Below are 18,141 nucleotides of genomic sequence, written 5' to 3'. Positions count from 1 at the left end.
GGCGAGGGTATAATGACCGCTCTGTTATTGCATAGAGTAGTTAACATGAAGCGGAGTAGAACGGAAGTGGGACGCTGGCGTATGCAGCGTCAGGCTAGCCGGCGTAAATCGCGTTGGCTTGAGGGGCAGTCTCGCCGAAATATGCGTATCCACAGCATCAGGAAGTGCATTCTAAACAAACAGCGTAACTCGTTATTGTTTGCGATCTACAATATCTGAATGTTCCGGGCACCATCGCGGTGCCCGATAAGTTTGCCTTCAGCCTTTATAATCTATTTTTGCGCCGATTCATTACTGCCAGTTTTCGTTTCATCGTCATCGCTGAAAATACCATGCCCGGAGTTCAGCAACATTGAGACGAGCATATCATTATTAATCTCTTCACCATTTAAAACCCGCGCCAGAATTTCGCTGCCAAAAAGCTGCGGCGAAAGAATGATATCCGGATGTACCATTTTAATTTTGTTCAGGTTTTTGCTATCACTGACCGCAAGCACCGTTTTGACATCTTTGCTCATATCTTTGGCTGACAGGACGACAAAAGCGTTATCTGCATCGTTATCACTGAGTGCCAGAATAGCTCGACAGTGATCGATTCCCGCTTTCTTTAATACCGAACTGTCATTGCTGTCACCGGGAATAACATCAGCATTGTCGCCTAAGCGTTGCTCAAGTTGTTTGATGTCATCTTCTGGCAAGTTACTGATAACAGTTACGTTTTGTCCGCGTTGATTCAGTTGTAGAATCGTGTTGATTGCCAGAATGGAGTGACCGCAAACAATAAAGTGATCTTTACGATTCATCGTATGCTTGTTTCCTTTCACAAGTTTATTGAATCCTCCTCGGATAAGGGGACCAAAAATAGAGGTCATGGAGGTGGCGAAAACGGTAATGCCAGAAATAATGACGGAAATAGTAAACAGGCGTGCCGATTCAGAAACGGGGACGATATCGCCATAGCCCACGGTTGACATCGTTTCTATCGAAAAATAGAAGGCAGTCATCAGGCTCTCTATTCGTGGATTGAAACCCTCACTTAAATACAGCGCGCCGTAGGTGGAGTAAAACAGTAACGTCGTAAAACTAATAAAAGCAAAAATTGTCCCGGCTGCGGCACTACTGTGTGAGAAGTCTTTGCGCAGCACCAGTAAAATTACCAGCGTAAAGATGCAAAAACCGATGCTGAATTTCAGCCAGGGATAAAAATGAAGGGTGTAAATCAGTGTTATTAACAACAAAATAATACTGATTGCCCATGCCAGTTTTGCCCGAAATAACAAGCCGATCGAGTTCAGAACAAGAAAGACGCCGAGCATAAACAGCGGCGCATTGGCCAGCAAGGAGAGATCAAGTTCCGAAAACGCCTGGATATGGAAGATATCGAGCAGATTGACCGACATGCCATAGATTGTTTTAAAAATAAGCAATCCATTTAAAAAGACGGCTAGCGCGATAATATCGTGCCGCAGGGTCACCCATAAATTTACTGCTGTTTGCCTGAATGTAGCCCAGTGACTCACTGATACCTCTGTAACCACAATTTTGTTTAATTATCTCTACGCGTACATAATGTGAACATACATGCGACGCGTGAATATGTTAAACAATAGTAGATGACTTTATCCGCAGTAATCAAAGGATTTGATTGAGCAATACCTTGTCCGGGAGGGGCATTTTTCCTGAATATGCTGACATCGTATAAAGAAATACAGATAAAGTTATTATCTGTTTGTGATGGTGGCTGCGATGGCATACCTACAAGGAAAGGCCAAACAAGAACACGGTTGCTAAAACCGTGTTCTAAGATGTGGAGCCTCTATTCAGAACACTTTCTTAAAGGGCTTTACTGAAACTTGTTCATACACTCCGGCCGCCACGTAAGGATCGGCATCGGCCCAGGCTTGCGCTGCTTCCAGAGATTCAAATTCAGCAATCACCGTCGAACCGGTAAAACCAGCGGCACCAGGATCATTGCTATCAACTGCTGGCATGGGTCCCGCAGTAAGCAAACGACCTTCATCATGCAGTAACTGCAAACGCGCTAAATGTGCCGGACGAACGGAAAGGCGTTTTTCGAGACTATCGGCTTTGTCTTGAGCGTAAATTACATACAACACGGGCACAACTCCTTGTTCGGAAAAGTTGTAAAGTACGTTATTTGAAAGGGCGAAGATCTGCAACGGAAAGATGATGTCTTTGTTAAGAGTCTGGGTAAAGTCAGGCTAATTACGCCAAAAATTGCGTTTTCACTGATCCTGATCGTTTTGCGTTATTGAATATGATTGCTATTTGCATTTAAAATTGAGGCCTGGTTTTTCTACTGAAATGATTATGACTTCAATGACCCTTGATTTACCTCGCCGCTTCCCCTGGCCGACGTTACTTTCAGTCTGCATTCACGGTGCTGTCGTGGCGGGTCTACTCTATACCTCGGTACATCAGGTTATTGAACTACCTGCGCCCGCGCAGCCGATTTCTGTCACCATGGTTGCGCCAGCCGATCTTGAACCGCCACAAGCTGTTCAACCGCCACCAGAGCCGGTGGCGGAGCCAGAGCCGGAACCTGAACCAGTACCAGAACCGCCAAAAGAAGCGCCGGTGGTCATTGAAAAGCCGAAGCCGAAACCTAAGCCAAAACCGAAGCCAGTGAAAAAGGTGCAGGAACAGCCAAAGCGCGATGTTAAACCAGCGGAGTCGCGTCCGGCATCACCGTTTGAAAATACGGCACCCGCACGCCCGACATCAAGTACGGCAACGGCTGCAACCAGCAAACCGGTCACCAGTGTGGCGTCAGGGCCACGCGCATTAAGCCGTAATCAGCCGCAGTATCCAGCGCGCGCGCAGGCATTGCGCATTGAAGGGCAGGTTAAAGTTAAATTTGACGTTACACCGGATGGTCGCGTGGATAACGTACAAATTCTTTCCGCCAAACCCGCAAACATGTTTGAGCGCGAAGTGAAAAACGCGATGCGTAGATGGCGCTACGAGCCGGGTAAGCCAGGAAGTGGAATTGTGGTAAATATTCTGTTTAAAATTAACGGCACCACCGAAATTCAGTAAGCAAAAAGTCAAAAGCCTCCGACCGGAGGCTTTTGACTATTACTCGACAGGTAAGGCGCGAGGCTTTCCTTCAGGATCAACCGCGACATACTTAAATAATGCTTCCGTCGCTTTATAGCGTTGCCCAAGTGGTTCAGACGCTACCTTTTTCACCCACACTTCAATATTAATGCTGACAGATGTTGTCCCTTTCTTGACACAGCGCGCATAGCAGCACACCACATCACCGACTGCTACAGGTCGCAGAAAAGTCATGCCTTCCACGCGAACGGTCACGACGCGACCATGTGCAATTTCTTTTGCCAGAATGGCACCACCAATATCCATCTGCGACATCAACCAACCACCAAAAATATCGCCATTGGCATTGGTATCGGCAGGCATGGCTAAAGTTCGTAAAACCAGATCGCCCTGGGGGACGTTATGTGTTGTTGACATGGTAAAACCGACTAAAAAGGAAAATCACAGGCGCGATGCTACTATGATTTTCCTGAGGAGAACAGAGGAGATACAGCGCCAGCCCCGAAGGACTGGCTGTCTGGTTATGATTTATCTTCCTGTGGCATGTGGCGGTAGATATAGATACCGCTTAACAGCGTGAAGATTAAGGTGAGGGCGGTCAGACCGAACACTTTGAAGTTGACCCAAATATTTTGTGGCAGCCAGAAAGCGATATAGATGTTTGCCAGCCCGCAAAGGATAAAAAAGACTGCCCAGGCCAGATTCAACTTCGACCATACTGGCTGCGGCAGGGTAAGCTCTTTACCCAACATACGTTGAATCAGCGGCTTTTTCATTACCCATTGGCTAACCAACAGGGCACCGGCAAACAGTGCGTAAATAACGGTGACCTTCCATTTAATAAACTCATCATTGTGGAAGAAAAGCGTCAGACCGCCGAAGACGACCACCAGAACAAAGGTGATCAGGGCCATCTTCTCAACCTTACGAAAGCGAACCCAGCTATAAATAAGCACAATCGCTGTGGCGACGATCAGCGCCGCAGTTGCCGCATAGATGTCATAAATCTTATAGAACGCGAAGAAGACAACCAGCGGTAGAAAATCAAGAAACTGCTTCATTTTACGATTCCGTAATCAAATGCTTAGGGTTATTGGCGAATCAACATGTACAGACGGAACAGATAGATGAGCAATACGGCTGAAATCAGGTTGCTCAAGGTGTTCGCCAGTACAGCGCCAATTTCTGGGGTTAATGCGGCAAATGAAGAGGCAAACAGCAACAACAGAGTTTTTGCCAGTAACCAGCTCAATACCGCAGGTGCCACCAGACGCATATTCGCCCATGTCAGCCGCATACTGCTGCGCATGGAGGCGAAAACGCCCATTTTATCCTGGACTAGCATCACGGGAGCCAACGCCAGCAGGATGGCCATGATGATACCAGGAACGACCACCAGCATGATGCCTATTTGCACAATCAATGTCGTCAGGAGGATTAGCAAGAATAACTTCGGTAATACCGGAGCGCTCGCGCCAATTGCCCGTAACGCGCTGACCCGCTGACCGGCGGACACTAGCTGGATCATTAATAATACGCCGCCCGCAAGAATGGCGTTACCGATTAATCCTGAAAAGGTAGAAGCGGCAGACGCACGCAGCAAAATTTGCTGTTGTTCCGGGGACATATTTTGTACCAGGTCGAACAACCCACCGCCGCCACTAACGGGTACACCGTCATTGAGCTGCGCAAGTTGAGCGTCACTGGGTGAGAAAACATGTCCTAACACCACTGTGATAAATGCACAAAGCAACGATACCAACAGAATGGTCATAAATTGATTACGGAAGAAATTTCCGGTGTCACGGTATACGGACTGCGCCGTGATAGACATGCACTCTCCTTGAGTTTTATGCAGGTGTTAATTAGCGGGCAATTGTACCCTGGTTAGCCTCTCAGTGGCAGCATCAGGTCATGTATGGAAAAGCATATCTTTGTAAAGCGGAGGTAATTGTTGACATTTATGTGTGCAGACAGGAGCAAGTAGCGAGCGCGTTAATATTTGCGCAGCGAAAATATATAAAAATTGATTTAAATCACGTTAACCAGGATTTTTGATACAACTTCTAAATTAATCCAGATCAATAAATGGTGATTTAGAGAATGTAGTGTGATCTGTGTAGGATCATTTGTTACCCCAATGTAGGTATATTTGTCACGTTTTTATAACCATAACGACGGAGCGGATATGAAAAAATTAACAGTGGCGGCTTTGGCAGTAACAACTCTTCTCTCTGGCACGGCCTTTGCGCATGAAGCAGGCGAGTTTTTTATGCGTGCAGGTTCTGCGACTGTGCGTCCGACAGAAGGCGCTGGTGGTACATTAGGAAGTTTGGGTGGGTTTAGTGTGACTAATAACACTCAGTTGGGCCTGACGTTTACGTATATGGCGACTGACAATATCGGTGTTGAATTACTGGCAGCGACGCCTTTCCGCCATAAAATTGGTACTCGCGCGACCGGTGATATTGCAACAGTCCATCATCTGCCGCCAACACTGATGGCGCAGTGGTATTTTGGTGATGCCAGCAGCAAATTCCGTCCTTACGTTGGTGCCGGTATTAACTACACCACGTTCTTTGATAATGGATTTAACGATCATGGCAAAGAGGCCGGGCTTTCCGATCTCAGTCTGAAAGATTCCTGGGGAGCGGCCGGGCAGGTGGGGGTTGATTATCTGATTAACCGTGACTGGTTGGTTAACATGTCAGTCTGGTACATGGATATCGATACTACCGCCAATTATAAGCTGGGCGGTGCACAGCAACACGATAGCGTACGCCTCGATCCGTGGGTGTTTATGTTCTCAGCAGGTTATCGCTTTTAATTCCCCGCAAAAATGACCCCGTAATTACGGGGTCAATAAGGACATGGCATAAAGGGTATTATTTCTTCGCTTCTACGCCATCAGCTTCAGAGCGAATTAAAAATTTCTCAGTTGTTTGCGGAATATGCTGAATCAGCCAGTCGGCCATCTGCTTTTCCTCATTTAAAATCGCTTCGATGACCGGAATAGAGGCGGTATCACCGGCATTTTTTGCCGCAGCTAATAGTGAGGTATAGCAGGCGATTTCAAATTGCTCGAAGACATAGCCGCTAATTGAACCTTTTACAATTTCATCAGAAGGGAAAATACCACCAATAGACTGTCCAAGCGCCGCCATTTTACTCATCGAATCTTTAATGACTGAGCGCGAAATGTCATTACGGTCAAGAATAGTTTCCAGTTGAACAATCTGGTTTTTAGTTTCGCTAAGATGTTGTTCAATACGTGCGCGTAAATCAGGATAATTATCTATGCGGCTGGCCATTGATTCAAGCATAGATTCTGCTTGCTTTTCCATTGCATGGGCATCACGTAGCCAGTCATGATAATGTTCAATACGATTCATGAAAATGTCCTCTTTATAAAATTACTGAAAGTTTAAGTTCATATTTCAGGCTTTATTTTCGGCTTTCTTATTTACGTTATTAAGGGCCAGATCAGTCAGTTTGATATCGGTAGCCTTTTCTTCTTCCAGGGTTTCTTTAAGAAGCTTCGCTGCTTTACGATAACCTAACTGTTCAGCCAGGGTCGCTAATGTCCCGTAACTGGCAATCTCATAGTGCTCGACTTTCTGTGCGGCGGCAATCAGTGCGGCATCACGCACTTCGTTTTTCTCGGTGCTTTCGATGACCTCATTAGCTTCTTCAATGAGTCCTTCCATTGCTACACACTTCATGCGTTTAATTTTAAGATTTGATTCGGATTCTACGACTTGATCAATACGTTCTATCTGTCCATGAGTTTCCTCAAGGTGCGCATGAAAGGCCTGGCTTAATTTTTCGTTAGATGTCGCTCTGGAAAGTTTTGCCAGCGCGCGAGTTAACTGTTTTTCTGCGCTGTAGGTGTCTGAAAGCAGGTGAATAAATACATCTTCAATGGTCTTCATATTCATATTTTTCTCCAGTGAAATTACTGCGAGCCAGAAGGCTCGCAGATGCAATTATCTTTATCAGCTGATATTAATAATTAACGGTGAATCAGGATTTTCCTGATTTATTACCACCGCTTTGTTGACCGCCTTTTTTACCCGCTTCGGATGCGCGTTGCGGATCATTTTTAAAATTACCTCCGCTGTGCTGACCGCCTTTACGACCTGCGTCGGATGCCTTCTCACGGTCTTCGGCGAAATTTCCTGAACCACCACGATGTTCGGCCATGTTATTTCTCCCGTTGCGTTGCATTGTTTCATTAATATGAGTGTTGTGTGTCGACACTCATTAAAATTAGCCGCTAATGAGAATTAGTCAAATTAAGTGTGACAAGAATGAGGATGGGAAATATATTTTGAGGAAACTTCTGGATATATTAACAATTGCCTGAGGAATAAGTGAGTTAGGAAAAATTATTGATTTTACTGGTGTTATGTTGCGGGATTAATTTGTTTGATTATATTACTGTTGGGCGGAAAAATGACGTAAGTTGACGTATGTTAGGGTTAAGCAAAACGGTAAAAAGGCAAATAATAAATAAAATTAAGATTTTTCTGGCTTCGTTAAAGGAATACAAAATGCCGTCAGCAGAACTGACGGCTGTGGGATTAACTGCGTGTTGCCGCTTTCATCGGTTGTACAAAAGCTTTCAATGCTACCAGCATTTTCTCTGGCTCATTAATATGTTGCTCGATGATTTTAACAATTGCCGAACCAGAAATCGCGCCCGCAGCTCCTGCATCAATCGCTGCTTTTACCTGTTCCGGGGCAGAAATACCAAACCCTTGTAACGGAGGCGCAGCGTTGTACTCTTTCAGCTTCGCGACCAGATGATTGAGGGGTAACGCGGCGCGTTTTTCAGCTCCGGTCACGCCTGCTCGCGACAGTAAATAGGTGTAACCACGACCGTAAGAAGCAATCTGGCGCAGCAAATCATCATCGGCATTCGGCGGGCAGATAAAGATAGGGGCGACATTATGGCGCAACGCGGCCTGACGGAAGGGCGCAGACTCTTCCACGGGCACATCGGCAACCAGCACCGAATCGATGCCGGCTTTCTCGCACTGGGCATAAAACTCATCAATGCCTTTGTTAAACACCAGGTTGGCATACATCAAAAGGCCGATGGGAATGGTCGGGTGCTTCTGGCGAATCAGTGCCAGCATCTCAAAGCACTGCGCCGGGGTCACTCCTGCCGCAAAAGCACGCAGAGTCGCGTTTTGAATGGTCGGGCCATCCGCGAGTGGGTCGGAGAAGGGGATGCCTAACTCCAGCGCGTCAGCACCAGCTTCAATTAGCGTATCGATAATTTTCAGCGACTGCTCAATGCCAGGGTCACCGAGAGTCACGAAAGGAACAAATGCGCCTTCTTTGCGCTCCTTCAACTGGGCAAACAGAGTTTCATAGCGTTCCATCAGATTTCCCCTCGTGCTTTCAAAATATCGTGAACGGTGAAGATGTCTTTATCGCCGCGACCGGAAAGGTTAACCACCAGCAGCTGCTCTTTTTCCGGATTTTCGCGCATCATTTTCAGCGCATGAGCCAGGGCATGGGAGGATTCCAGCGCAGGAATAATCCCTTCATGCAGGCACAGCGTTTTAAAGGCTTCCAGTGCTTCATCATCGGTAATTGACACGTAATCTGCGCGTCCAATGCTGTTGAGATACGCATGTTGCGGGCCGACGGACGGGAAATCCAGTCCGGCGGAGATGGAGTAAGATTCTTCAATCTGCCCGTCTTCGGTCTGCATCATCGGCGCTTTCATACCGAAATAGATGCCCACGCGACCATGTTTTAACGGTGCGCCGTGCTCGCCGGTTTCGATACCGTGACCGCCAGGCTCCACGCCAATCAGGCCGACGTCGGTATCGTTGATGAAATCAGCAAACATACCGATGGCATTTGAACCGCCGCCAACGCAGGCGATAACGGCATCCGGCAGGCGACCTTCTCTTTCCAGAATTTGCGCTTTGGTTTCTTCGCCAATCATCCGCTGAAACTCACGCACAATGGTCGGGTAAGGATGCGGGCCAGCTGCGGTGCCCAGCATATAGTGCGCGGTTTCATAACTGCCTGACCAGTCGCGCAGTGCCTCATTACAGGCATCTTTCAGCGTCGCGGAACCGCTATGCACCGGGATCACTTCCGCACCCATTAAGCGCATACGAAAAACGTTGGGCGACTGGCGTTCAACGTCTTTGGCTCCCATATAAATGCGGCATTTCAGGCCGAGCAGGGCGCTGGCAAGGGCAGACGCCACGCCATGCTGACCGGCACCGGTTTCGGCGATGATTTCGGTTTTACCCATCCGCTTCGCCAGCAACGCCTGACCCAGCACCTGGTTGGTTTTATGTGCGCCGCCGTGCAATAAATCTTCGCGCTTCAGGTACAGCGTGGTTTTAGTGTCCGCCGTAATGTTCTGGCATTTAGTCAGCGCGGTCGGACGTCCGGCATAGTTTTTCAGCAGATCGTTGAACTGAGCCTGAAATTCAGGATCTTTTTGCGCGCTGACGAAGGCCTCTTCCAGCTGGCGCAGGGCAGGCATCAGGATTTGTGGCACGTACATGCCGCCAAACTCACCAAAATAGGGGTTAAGTAATGTTGTCATTGTTCCTTTCCTTAATATGCGCGCAGTGTCTGAAAGACCGAGGCCAAAAGATGTGCATCTTTGATGCCCGGTTGTGACTCTACAGCAGAATTAAAATCAAGCCCGGCGCAGCCGGTTTGTGCCGCTTCCACGCAGTTATCTGCGCCTAAGCCCCCCGCCAGCAGGACGTTGCCAAGCGATTGACCATTTAACAGTGACCAGTCGAAACGTTGCCCGCTCCCGCCCTGACCGTTGTCGAAAACATATTTATCAATGTGCTGAAAATCGCGCGCGGGCAGGGTTTCTCCAACGCTCAATGCTTTCCAGATGGCAACGTTTGCTGGCAGAGCATCACGCAGTGCGTCGATATACTGCTGGTCTTCATTGCCATGCAGTTGTACTGCTGCCAGCGATAAGGTATTCGCTTTTGCTAGCACATCGGTAAGGTCGTGGTTACGAAACACGCCGACATACTGTAGTGGCGCCGCAGTCATTACTTCCTGCGCCTGTTCAACGCTGACGCAGCGCGGTGATGTCGCAACAAAAATCAATCCGCCGTAAATCGCGCCTACGTCATAAGCAGCTCTGGCATCTTGTGGGCGAGTCAGGCCACACACTTTATTCTCACCCAGTAGTACCCGACGCACGGCGGCGTTTAGATCGTCGTGCGCCATCAGCGCCGAGCCAATCAAAAAACCATTAGCGAAGTGGCTTAACTCGCGTACTTGCGCGTAAGTGTTGATACCCGACTCGCTGATCACCGTCACGTTGTGCCCCAGTTTCGGCGCAAGCTCGCGCGTGCGGTTGAGATCAATCGACAAATCACGCAGATCGCGGTTGTTGATGCCAACGACTTTTGCCCCCAGCGCAATGGCGCGCTCCAGTTCCTCTTCATTACTGACTTCGGTCAGCACACCCATCCCCAGACTATGGGCGACAGCAGCGAGCTGGCGATACTGTTCGTCGTCCAGTACTGAAAGCATTAATAAGCAGGCATCGGCCTGGTAATAGCGCGCCAGATAAATCTGGTAAGGGTCGATAATAAAGTCTTTACATAAAATCGGCTGGGGCGCGATTTGGCTGACGATAGGGAGGAAATCAAAGCTCCCCTGGAAATATTTCTCATCAGTCAGCACCGAAATTGCCGAAGCGTAATGCTTATAAATCGAGGCAATGCGTACCGGATCGAAATCATCACGGATCACTCCTTTTGACGGAGACGCTTTCTTGCATTCCAGAATAAATGCGGTACGTGCACCCTGTAGCGCATCATAAAAATGTCGCGTGCTCGGCTGAATCTCATTCTGAAAACTGGCAAGTGGTTGCTGCTGTTTACGGGCTTCTACCCAAATCGCCTTGTCTGCGACGATTTTCGCTAAAACGGTTTGCATCATTTACCCTCGTGCCGCCAGTGCGGTGACTCTGTCGTAAGCGGAACCACTGCGCAGTACCTCAAGAACGGTTTGCGCATTGGCTTGCAGATCTTCCTGGCCATGCAGGCGCATTAACATGGCGACATTCGCCGCGACGGCTGCCTCATGGGCGGCGTCGCCTTTACCTTGTAACAAACGTGTTAAAATGTCACGGTTTTCTTCCGGCGTTCCGCCTGCCAGTTGTTCCTGGTGGTAGGGAGTCAGGCCAAAATCTTCTGCGGTCAACTGATAGCTCTTAATTTCGCCGTCATGAAGTTCTGCAACGATTGTCGGCGCGTGTAAGGAAACTTCATCCATTCCGCCGCTGTGCACAACCGCTGCACGTTGATACCCCAGCACGCGCAAGGTTTCGGCAATCGGCAGCACCAGTTCCGGACTATAAACACCAATTAACGCCAGCGGTGGATGAGCAGGGTTAATCAATGGCCCCAGCACGTTGAACAGGGTGCGGGTTTTCAGTTGCTGGCGAACCGGCATCGCGTGGCGGAATCCGGTGTGATATTTCGGTGCGAAGAGGAAGCAAACGCCTAACTCGTCCAGCGCCTGGCGCGATTTATCGGCATTCATATCCAGGTTGATACCAAACGCTGCCAGCAGATCCGACGAACCCGATTTACTGGAGACACTGCGGTTGCCGTGTTTCGCCACTTTCAGGCCACAGGCTGCTGCAACAAAAGCACTGGCGGTAGAAATGTTGATACTGTTGCTGCCGTCACCGCCGGTGCCGACGATATCGGCAAACAGATAATCCGGGCGCGGGAACGGCGCAGCGTTTTCCAGAAGCGCAGTTGCTGCTCCGGCGATTTCGTTCGGGTGCTCGCCGCGAATTTTCATGCTCACCAGCGCAGCCGCCAGTTGTTCCGGTTTCAGTTCGCCACGCACCACCGCTGAAAAAAGCTGATGGCTTTCCTGCTGGCTAAGCGTCTGCGCCTGATACAGTTTTTCGAGAATCGGTTGCAGCGTGTTGGTGGGTTCCAGCTTTTGCTGCGCCCAGGCCAGCGTTTGTTCCAGCAGGCGAGCGCCCTGAGTGGTGAGAATGGATTCCGGATGGAACTGGAATCCGCAAACGCGATCCGCATCATGACGAACCGCCATTACCATGCCATTAAAATGGGCATTGATGGTTAAACCGGCCGGAATGTTACTGCCAACCAGCGAGTGATAACGCGCCACCGGCAGTGGGTTTGTTAACCCGGCAAACATCGCCTGACCGTCATGTTCAATGCTCGACGCTTTACCGTGCAAAATTTCGCCCGCTTGTCCGACATACCCCCCATAGGCTTCGACAATCGCCTGATGACCGAGGCAAATGCCAATAATCGGCAGCTTGCCGCGCAGACGGGTAAGCAGTTCCGGCATACAACCGGCTTCGCTTGGCACACCAGGGCCAGGAGAAAGCATCAGCACCGGATTGCTCATCGTCGCCAGGCGTTCAATTAAGGTCTGCGCCGGAATATGGTTGCGGTAAATCACCACGTTATGACCATTGCTGCGCAACTGATCTGCCAGGTTGTAAGTAAAAGAGTCGATATTATCGAGCAGCAGAATGTCAGCCATCAGAAAGTCTCCTGTGCATGATGCGCGGTGGCGATAGCGCGCAGTACAGCGCGGGCTTTATTACGGGTTTCGTCGGCTTCCGACTGCGGAACAGAATCAAGAACCACGCCAGCACCGGCTTGCACGGTGGCGATGCCGTTTTCCACCAGCGCCGAGCGGATCACAATGCAGGTGTCGAGATCGCCGTGCGCGGTGAAATAACCTACTGCGCCGCCGTAACTGCCGCGTCGACGACCTTCTGCTTCGGCAATTAACTGCATGGCACGCACTTTCGGCGCACCGCTTAATGTGCCCATATTCATACAGGCGCGGTAAGCGTGCAGGGCGTCGAGATCGTGACGCAATTCACCGACAACGCGGGAGACGAGATGCATCACGTAAGAGTAACGGTCAACTTTGGTGAGGTCGGCAACGTATCGGCTGCCGGGGGTGCAAATGCGCGCCAGATCATTACGGGCGAGATCCACCAACATCAGATGTTCCGAAAGCTCTTTATGGTCGGTACGCATCTCCAGTTCAATGCGGCTGTCGAGGTCTCTGTCCAGTGAACCATCGGCGCGACGACCGCGTGGGCGTGTTCCGGCAATCGGGTAGATTTCAATCTGGCGGCTGGTGGCGTCATACTTGAGCGAACTTTCCGGCGACGCGCCAAACAGGGTGAAATCATTATCCTGCATAAAAAACATGTACGGGCTGGGATTACTCTTTTTCAGCACGTAATAGGCCGCCAGCGGTGACGGGCAGGGCAGTGAGAAACGGCGAGAGGGTACGACCTGGAAAATCTCTCCGGCGCGAATCGCTTTTTGCAATGAACGAACGACACCGCCGAACTCTTCATCACTTTGATTACACTCACAACGCATATGCGGCACAGAAACCACCGGTAGCGGCGGTGCGCTTTCGGTTAGCTGTTGGCGAAGTTCAGCAAGGCGTGCGGTGAGGCGCTGTTTTTCTTCTTCATTTGGAGCAAACAGGCTGGCCTGAATACGGGTACTTTTCTTCTGATGGTCAATCACCATCAGCGTTTCAGCGAGATAAAAACAGAAATCAGGGCAGTTATTTTCCGCTGACAATTGCGGTAAATCTTCAAACCCCGCCACAAGGTCATAAGAGAACAGGCCGCCGAAGAACATTGCTTCTCGTTCTTCCTTTGGCACATCCAGCAGATCCTGCAACAAGCGAAAGGCGTCAAATACTGAAAGGGAGCATAAGCGGGCGTCTTCATCCAGCAGTGGGCTGACAGGGGGGAAGCGCAGCACACGGCAGTTTGGTGATTGTTCATTTTCCACACCCGCAGGCAGGGCGTTATCCAGTAGTGTCAGCAGGGCTTCACCATTGCCGGAAAGCGACTGGATTGTGACAGTGTCACCTAAAGCTGTAATGCGCAGCGCACTGTCCGCCAACAGCAGGCTTTTTAAATCATCTTTGCTGTCGATATCTGCGGATTCGAGCAGCAGCGTTGCGGGACGATCCCCACACAACTGGTGAAAAAGTGCGGTTGGATTGTCGCGATAAGCACCTTCGCAGGTTAACAGTTCGAGAGTCGGTTTTTGTGTTTGCATTGTTATTCTCGTTAATTTTGTTCAAAAAAAAGCCCGCGCATTAGGCGGGCTGGGTATCTGATTGCTTTACGCATGGTGAATACACTGCCCGTTTCAGGAAGTGCGCCACCAACCTTTCAGTACGAAAATCGCTTTCATTGTCGATACCCTTTTTACGTGAACTTGCGTACTAGTTAACTAGTTCGATGATTGATTGTCAACAGCTCATTTCAGAATATTTGTCAGAACCGTTATGATGTCGGCGCAAAAAACATTATCCAGAACGGGAGTGCGCCTTGAGCGACACAAATTACGCAGTCATTTATGACCTGCACAGCCATACCACGGCTTCCGATGGCTGCCTGACGCCAGAGGCGCTGGTACACCGTGCTGTAGACATGCGCGTCGGCACCCTGGCGATCACTGACCATGACACCACAGCAGCAATCGCACCAGCAAGAGAAGAAATTTCACGTTCAGGACTGGCGCTGAATCTTATTCCCGGCGTGGAAATTTCTACCGTATGGGAAAATCATGAAATTCATATTGTCGGGCTGAATATTGATATTACTCATCCGCTAATGTGTGAGTTCCTGGCGCAGCAAACAGCACGGCGCAATCAGCGGGCGCAGTTAATCGCTGAAAGACTGGAAAAAGCGCAAATACCTGGTGCTCTGGAAGGCGCGCAAAGACTGGCGCAGGGGGGCGCAGTGACGCGCGGTCATTTTGCTCGTTTTCTGGTCGAATGCGGCAAAGCCAGTTCAATGGCGGATGTCTTTAAAAAATATCTGGCGCGTGGGAAAACCGGATACGTTCCGCCGCAGTGGTGTACAATAGAACAAGCTATTGATGTCATTCATCATTCTGGCGGTAAGGCGGTGCTAGCTCATCCTGGGCGGTACAATCTTAGTGCTAAATGGCTGAAAAGATTGGTTGCGCATTTTGCCGAACACCACGGCGACGCGATGGAAGTCGCGCAGTGCCAGCAATCGCCCAATGAACGCACCCAACTGGCGACACTTGCCCGCCAGCACCATTTATGGGCATCACAAGGATCTGATTTTCATCAGCCGTGCCCGTGGATTGAACTGGGTCGTAAACTCTGGCTGCCCGCAGGCGTTGAAGGCGTCTGGCAGCTATGGGAACAGCCGCAGAACACCACAGAGAGGGAATTATGAGTCAGTTTTTTTATATTCATCCTGATAACCCGCAGCAACGTCTGATCAACCAGGCGGTGGAGATCGTGCGTAAAGGCGGGGTGATTGTTTATCCAACCGATTCCGGCTATGCGCTCGGCTGTAAAATTGAAGATAAAAACGCCATGGAGCGTATTTGTCGTATTCGCCAGCTGCCGGACGGTCACAACTTTACCCTGATGTGTCGCGATCTTTCTGAACTCTCGACCTATTCCTTTGTGGATAACGTCGCGTTTCGCCTGATGAAAAACAACACGCCAGGTAACTACACTTTCATCCTGAAGGGAACGAAAGAGGTGCCACGCCGTTTGTTGCAGGAAAAACGCAAAACCATCGGGATGCGCGTACCGTCTAACCCCATCGCTCAGGCGTTACTTGAGGTGCTGGGTGAACCGATGCTTTCCACTTCGTTAATGCTGCCGGGTAGCGAATTTACTGAATCCGATCCGGAAGAGATTAAAGACCGTCTGGAAAAACAGGTGGATTTAATTATTCATGGCGGCTATCTCGGCCAGAAACCAACAACGGTCATCGACCTCACCGATGATACGCCAGTCGTGGTGCGTGAAGGCGTGGGTGATGTGAAGCCTTTCTTATAAGAGCGTAACTCTGTATACTACGCGGCCTTAAAATGGCACTGAATGGTGCCATTCATTCTCCTGTTCGACGCCTGTGAAGGCGACACCAAAAGGAAGCTCTATGAGCGAAAAGCTACAGAAAGTGCTGGCGCGTGCCGGCCACGGTTCTCGCCGTGAAATCGAATCTATTATTGAAGCCGGTCGTGTGAGTGTTGATGGCAAAATTGCTAAACTCGGCGATCGCGTTGAAGTTACCCCTGGACTGAAAATCCGTATTGATGGTCATCTTATTTCGGTGCGTGAGTCCGCTGAGCAAATTTGTCGCGTTCTGGCCTATTACAAGCCGGAAGGTGAGTTATGTACCCGTAATGATCCGGAAGGGCGTCCGACAGTATTTGACCGTCTGCCGAAGCTGCGCGGTGCGCGCTGGATTGCCGTTGGGCGTCTCGACGTTAACACTTGTGGTCTGCTGCTGTTCACCACTGATGGTGAGCTGGCAAACCGGTTAATGCATCCCAGCCGTGAAGTTGAACGTGAATATGCCGTGCGTGTATTTGGACAGGTTGACGACGCAAAGCTGCGTGATTTGAGTCGTGGCGTGCAGCTGGAGGATGGTCCGGCAGCCTTTAAAACCATCAAGTTCAGCGGCGGCGAAGGGATCAACCAGTGGTACAACGTTACCCTGACCGAAGGCCGTAACCGTGAAGTTCGTCGTTTGTGGGAAGCGGTTGGCGTGCAGGTTAGCCGCCTGATTCGTGTGCGTTACGGTGATATCCCTCTACCGAAAGGTCTGCCACGTGGTGGCTGGACGGAGCTGGATCTCGCCCAGACTAACTATTTGCGTGAGCTGGTGGAACTACCGCCAGAAACCAGTTCTAAAGTTGCCGTAGAAAAAGATCGTCGTCGTATGAAGGCGAATCAAATTCGACGTGCGGTGAAACGTCACAGTCAGGTGAGTGGCGGTCGTCGTTCTGGTGGACGTAATAATAACGGTTAATTTAAGTTAAGTATAAAATAAAGGCCCTACGGGGCCTTTTCTTCATTTGAAGCATGATAAATAGTCGCAGTATTTTAATTTAATTTCATACTTGCTTATGAATAATACCCGGAAATAGCCACATTAATATTTAATTATCTGAGATAAACTCAACGTCAAGAGGTGGGTTATGATTAGATATAGTGGAATATTTCTATCTCTGTTAATGCTTTCAGGATGTGCAACCGAAGCATTAAAGAATGAACAAGCTGAATCTGTTATTTCTGCGGGTAACAAGGCGGTTGCGGCGAATGCAAGTTTCTTTAAACAATACTACGCTTCCCGTGAAAACTTTCTTGTTAATTTTTATGCGACTAATCCAGAGTGTGCACCTCGACCAGATTATGAGGTAGTTATTGAAAACAGTACCAGTGATGAGTCATTATGTCAGCAATCTGGAGATAAGCACAAAAAATCTCAAGAAGATCTTTTTACTACAAAGATAGTCGCTACTGAAAAAGAAAGATTGCTAGCTTCTATGGAAATCATTAGCAGTATGAGTTCTTATGTCGAACTTTTGAATGAGGATTTAGATGTTAAAGACAGTAAACAGTTCATATTGCTTAAACAAGCTCTGGATCACGCGAATAATGCGGGGGCACTTCTGGGCATCAATGATGGTGGAACATTAACAAAATCTGCAGCAGCGGTTAAAGATTTAGTGGTTTATTTCAATGGGTTGTATAAAACAAGGGTAAGCGCAGGGAATATAGGTAGTACGGTAAATAATCATTGGCAAAGAATAAAAAATGATCTAACTGATATACGAAACGATATCGCGACAAAAGGTAAACAAACTGGAAGAAATACCTTTGCGACGGTACATAATAATCTCGTTTATTACAATGCCTCCTTAAAAAAAGGAGGAGGTAATGAATTTAAGACATTGAAGAGCAGACAAGAATTCTTGGCTGCGATTATCAGTATTAATGAAACACGTCTTCGTGCAGCAGATCCAGCAATTCCAGCAATACAAGCACTGAACTCATTTCTTGACGAGGGGAATCACCTTAAGGATTTATACACTAATAAAACACGCACAGCGGCTGAACAAAAAAGGCTAAATGAAATATTACGTGCACAAGTAATTAGTGGATTAAAGGCGTCTGAGGGGCTGGCAAAACTACTTCTTGCTAGCGGAATAATGTTATAGGAGG

The 18,141-nt window shown here is 49.0% G+C and carries 21 protein-coding genes and 1 other annotated feature; of the genes, 7 read left to right on the top strand and 14 right to left on the bottom strand.

What is annotated here, in order from left to right; translation table 11 throughout:
- Positions 1 to 45: 45 nt before the first annotated feature.
- Positions 46 to 219 (top strand): YciY family protein, encoded by a 174-nt coding sequence (locus A7589_RS22755; protein ID WP_001309467.1) that lies wholly within the window; start codon positions 46 to 48, stop codon positions 217 to 219.
- Between the two features lie 53 nt (positions 220 to 272).
- Here the strand turns inward: A7589_RS22755 and kch are convergent, their stop codons facing one another.
- Positions 273 to 1,520, bottom strand: coding sequence for a voltage-gated potassium channel protein (kch, locus tag A7589_RS03325; RefSeq protein WP_010350461.1), 1,248 nt, complete (start codon positions 1,518 to 1,520; stop codon positions 273 to 275).
- Positions 1,521 to 1,820: 300 nt separating this feature from the next.
- On the bottom strand, positions 1,821 to 2,117 hold the full coding sequence (locus tag A7589_RS03320) for a YciI family protein (protein ID WP_000967596.1): 297 nt from the start codon (positions 2,115 to 2,117) through the stop codon (positions 1,821 to 1,823).
- 223 nt (positions 2,118 to 2,340) lie between these two features.
- Here A7589_RS03320 and tonB point away from each other — a divergent pair, with 223 nt between their 5' ends.
- A complete protein-coding gene (gene tonB / locus A7589_RS03315) occupies positions 2,341 to 3,060 on the top strand; it encodes a TonB system transport protein TonB (protein ID WP_016158397.1) in 720 nt (239 codons plus the stop codon).
- Positions 3,061 to 3,099: 39 nt separating this feature from the next.
- On the opposite strand, the gene yciA is transcribed toward tonB, so the two are convergent.
- From yciA to A7589_RS03300, 3 genes are all read right to left on the bottom strand, one after another.
- Positions 3,100 to 3,498, bottom strand: coding sequence for an acyl-CoA thioester hydrolase YciA (gene yciA, locus A7589_RS03310; RefSeq protein ID WP_000108155.1), 399 nt, complete (start codon positions 3,496 to 3,498; stop codon positions 3,100 to 3,102).
- Between the two features lie 104 nt (positions 3,499 to 3,602).
- Positions 3,603 to 4,142: a septation protein A gene (locus tag A7589_RS03305; RefSeq protein ID WP_000808667.1), complete on the bottom strand. Its 540-nt coding sequence runs from the start codon at positions 4,140 to 4,142 to the stop codon at positions 3,603 to 3,605.
- 29 nt (positions 4,143 to 4,171) lie between these two features.
- Positions 4,172 to 4,915: a YciC family protein gene (locus tag A7589_RS03300; protein WP_000028528.1), complete on the bottom strand. Its 744-nt coding sequence runs from the start codon at positions 4,913 to 4,915 to the stop codon at positions 4,172 to 4,174.
- 354 nt (positions 4,916 to 5,269) lie between these two features.
- Here A7589_RS03300 and ompW point away from each other — a divergent pair, with 354 nt between their 5' ends.
- Positions 5,270 to 5,908: an outer membrane protein OmpW gene (gene ompW / locus A7589_RS03295; protein WP_000737249.1), complete on the top strand. Its 639-nt coding sequence runs from the start codon at positions 5,270 to 5,272 to the stop codon at positions 5,906 to 5,908.
- Positions 5,909 to 5,966: 58 nt separating this feature from the next.
- Here the strand turns inward: ompW and A7589_RS03290 are convergent, their stop codons facing one another.
- From A7589_RS03290 to trpL, 9 genes are all read right to left on the bottom strand, one after another.
- Positions 5,967 to 6,473 carry a ferritin-like domain-containing protein gene (locus tag A7589_RS03290; protein WP_001079483.1) on the bottom strand — a complete coding sequence of 169 codons (507 nt, stop codon included), beginning with the start codon at positions 6,471 to 6,473 and terminating at the stop codon, positions 5,967 to 5,969.
- 45 nt (positions 6,474 to 6,518) lie between these two features.
- Positions 6,519 to 7,019: a YciE/YciF ferroxidase family protein gene (locus tag A7589_RS03285; protein WP_001056502.1), complete on the bottom strand. Its 501-nt coding sequence runs from the start codon at positions 7,017 to 7,019 to the stop codon at positions 6,519 to 6,521.
- An 85-nt stretch (positions 7,020 to 7,104) separates the two neighbouring features.
- Positions 7,105 to 7,284 carry a con-10 family general stress protein gene (locus A7589_RS03280; RefSeq protein WP_000807651.1) on the bottom strand — a complete coding sequence of 60 codons (180 nt, stop codon included), beginning with the start codon at positions 7,282 to 7,284 and terminating at the stop codon, positions 7,105 to 7,107.
- Positions 7,285 to 7,664: 380 nt separating this feature from the next.
- Complete coding sequence (trpA, locus tag A7589_RS03275) at positions 7,665 to 8,471, bottom strand: tryptophan synthase subunit alpha (RefSeq protein ID WP_000443099.1); 807 nt, start codon at positions 8,469 to 8,471, stop codon at positions 7,665 to 7,667.
- Positions 8,471 to 9,664, bottom strand: a complete 1,194-nt coding sequence (trpB, locus tag A7589_RS03270; protein ID WP_016158396.1) for a tryptophan synthase subunit beta — start codon at positions 9,662 to 9,664, stop codon at positions 8,471 to 8,473. Before trpB ends, trpA begins: the two co-directional genes overlap by 1 nt.
- 11 nt (positions 9,665 to 9,675) lie before the next feature.
- Complete coding sequence (gene trpCF / locus A7589_RS03265; protein WP_000983854.1) at positions 9,676 to 11,037, bottom strand: bifunctional indole-3-glycerol-phosphate synthase TrpC/phosphoribosylanthranilate isomerase TrpF; 1,362 nt, start codon at positions 11,035 to 11,037, stop codon at positions 9,676 to 9,678.
- On the bottom strand, positions 11,038 to 12,633 hold the full coding sequence (trpD, locus tag A7589_RS03260) for a bifunctional anthranilate synthase glutamate amidotransferase component TrpG/anthranilate phosphoribosyltransferase TrpD (protein ID WP_016158394.1): 1,596 nt from the start codon (positions 12,631 to 12,633) through the stop codon (positions 11,038 to 11,040).
- Entirely contained in the window at positions 12,633 to 14,195 is a 1,563-nt protein-coding gene (gene trpE, locus A7589_RS03255) for an anthranilate synthase component I (RefSeq protein WP_001194569.1), read from the bottom strand. The genes trpD and trpE overlap by 1 nt, the downstream gene beginning before the upstream one ends.
- A gap of 23 nt (positions 14,196 to 14,218) precedes the next feature.
- Positions 14,219 to 14,312, bottom strand: a sequence feature (Trp leader region).
- Positions 14,289 to 14,333 carry a trp operon leader peptide gene (gene trpL / locus A7589_RS03250; RefSeq protein ID WP_001700591.1) on the bottom strand — a complete coding sequence of 15 codons (45 nt, stop codon included), beginning with the start codon at positions 14,331 to 14,333 and terminating at the stop codon, positions 14,289 to 14,291. (Overlaps the previous feature by 24 nt.)
- A 137-nt stretch (positions 14,334 to 14,470) precedes the next feature.
- Here trpL and rnm point away from each other — a divergent pair, with 137 nt between their 5' ends.
- The 4 genes from rnm (at position 14,471) to A7589_RS03230 (ending at position 18,137) form a co-directional block, all read left to right on the top strand.
- Positions 14,471 to 15,352, top strand: coding sequence for an RNase RNM (gene rnm / locus A7589_RS03245; RefSeq protein ID WP_001285653.1), 882 nt, complete (start codon positions 14,471 to 14,473; stop codon positions 15,350 to 15,352).
- A complete protein-coding gene (locus tag A7589_RS03240) occupies positions 15,349 to 15,969 on the top strand; it encodes an L-threonylcarbamoyladenylate synthase (protein ID WP_001516499.1) in 621 nt (206 codons plus the stop codon). Before rnm ends, A7589_RS03240 begins: the two co-directional genes overlap by 4 nt.
- 100 nt (positions 15,970 to 16,069) lie before the next feature.
- Positions 16,070 to 16,945, top strand: a complete 876-nt coding sequence (gene rluB / locus A7589_RS03235) for a 23S rRNA pseudouridine(2605) synthase RluB (protein WP_001291217.1) — start codon at positions 16,070 to 16,072, stop codon at positions 16,943 to 16,945.
- Positions 16,946 to 17,114: 169 nt separating this feature from the next.
- Positions 17,115 to 18,137 carry a hypothetical protein gene (locus A7589_RS03230; RefSeq protein WP_016158393.1) on the top strand — a complete coding sequence of 341 codons (1,023 nt, stop codon included), beginning with the start codon at positions 17,115 to 17,117 and terminating at the stop codon, positions 18,135 to 18,137.
- The last annotated feature ends 4 nt before the right edge of the window (positions 18,138 to 18,141 follow it).

Origin of the sequence: Escherichia sp. MOD1-EC6475 (assembly GCF_003046645.1) — a bacterium.
GTDB lineage: Bacteria > Pseudomonadota > Gammaproteobacteria > Enterobacterales > Enterobacteriaceae > Escherichia > Escherichia ruysiae.
Note: the sequence above shows the minus strand (reverse complement) of the source record. Positions and strands in the feature narration are given on the sequence as shown.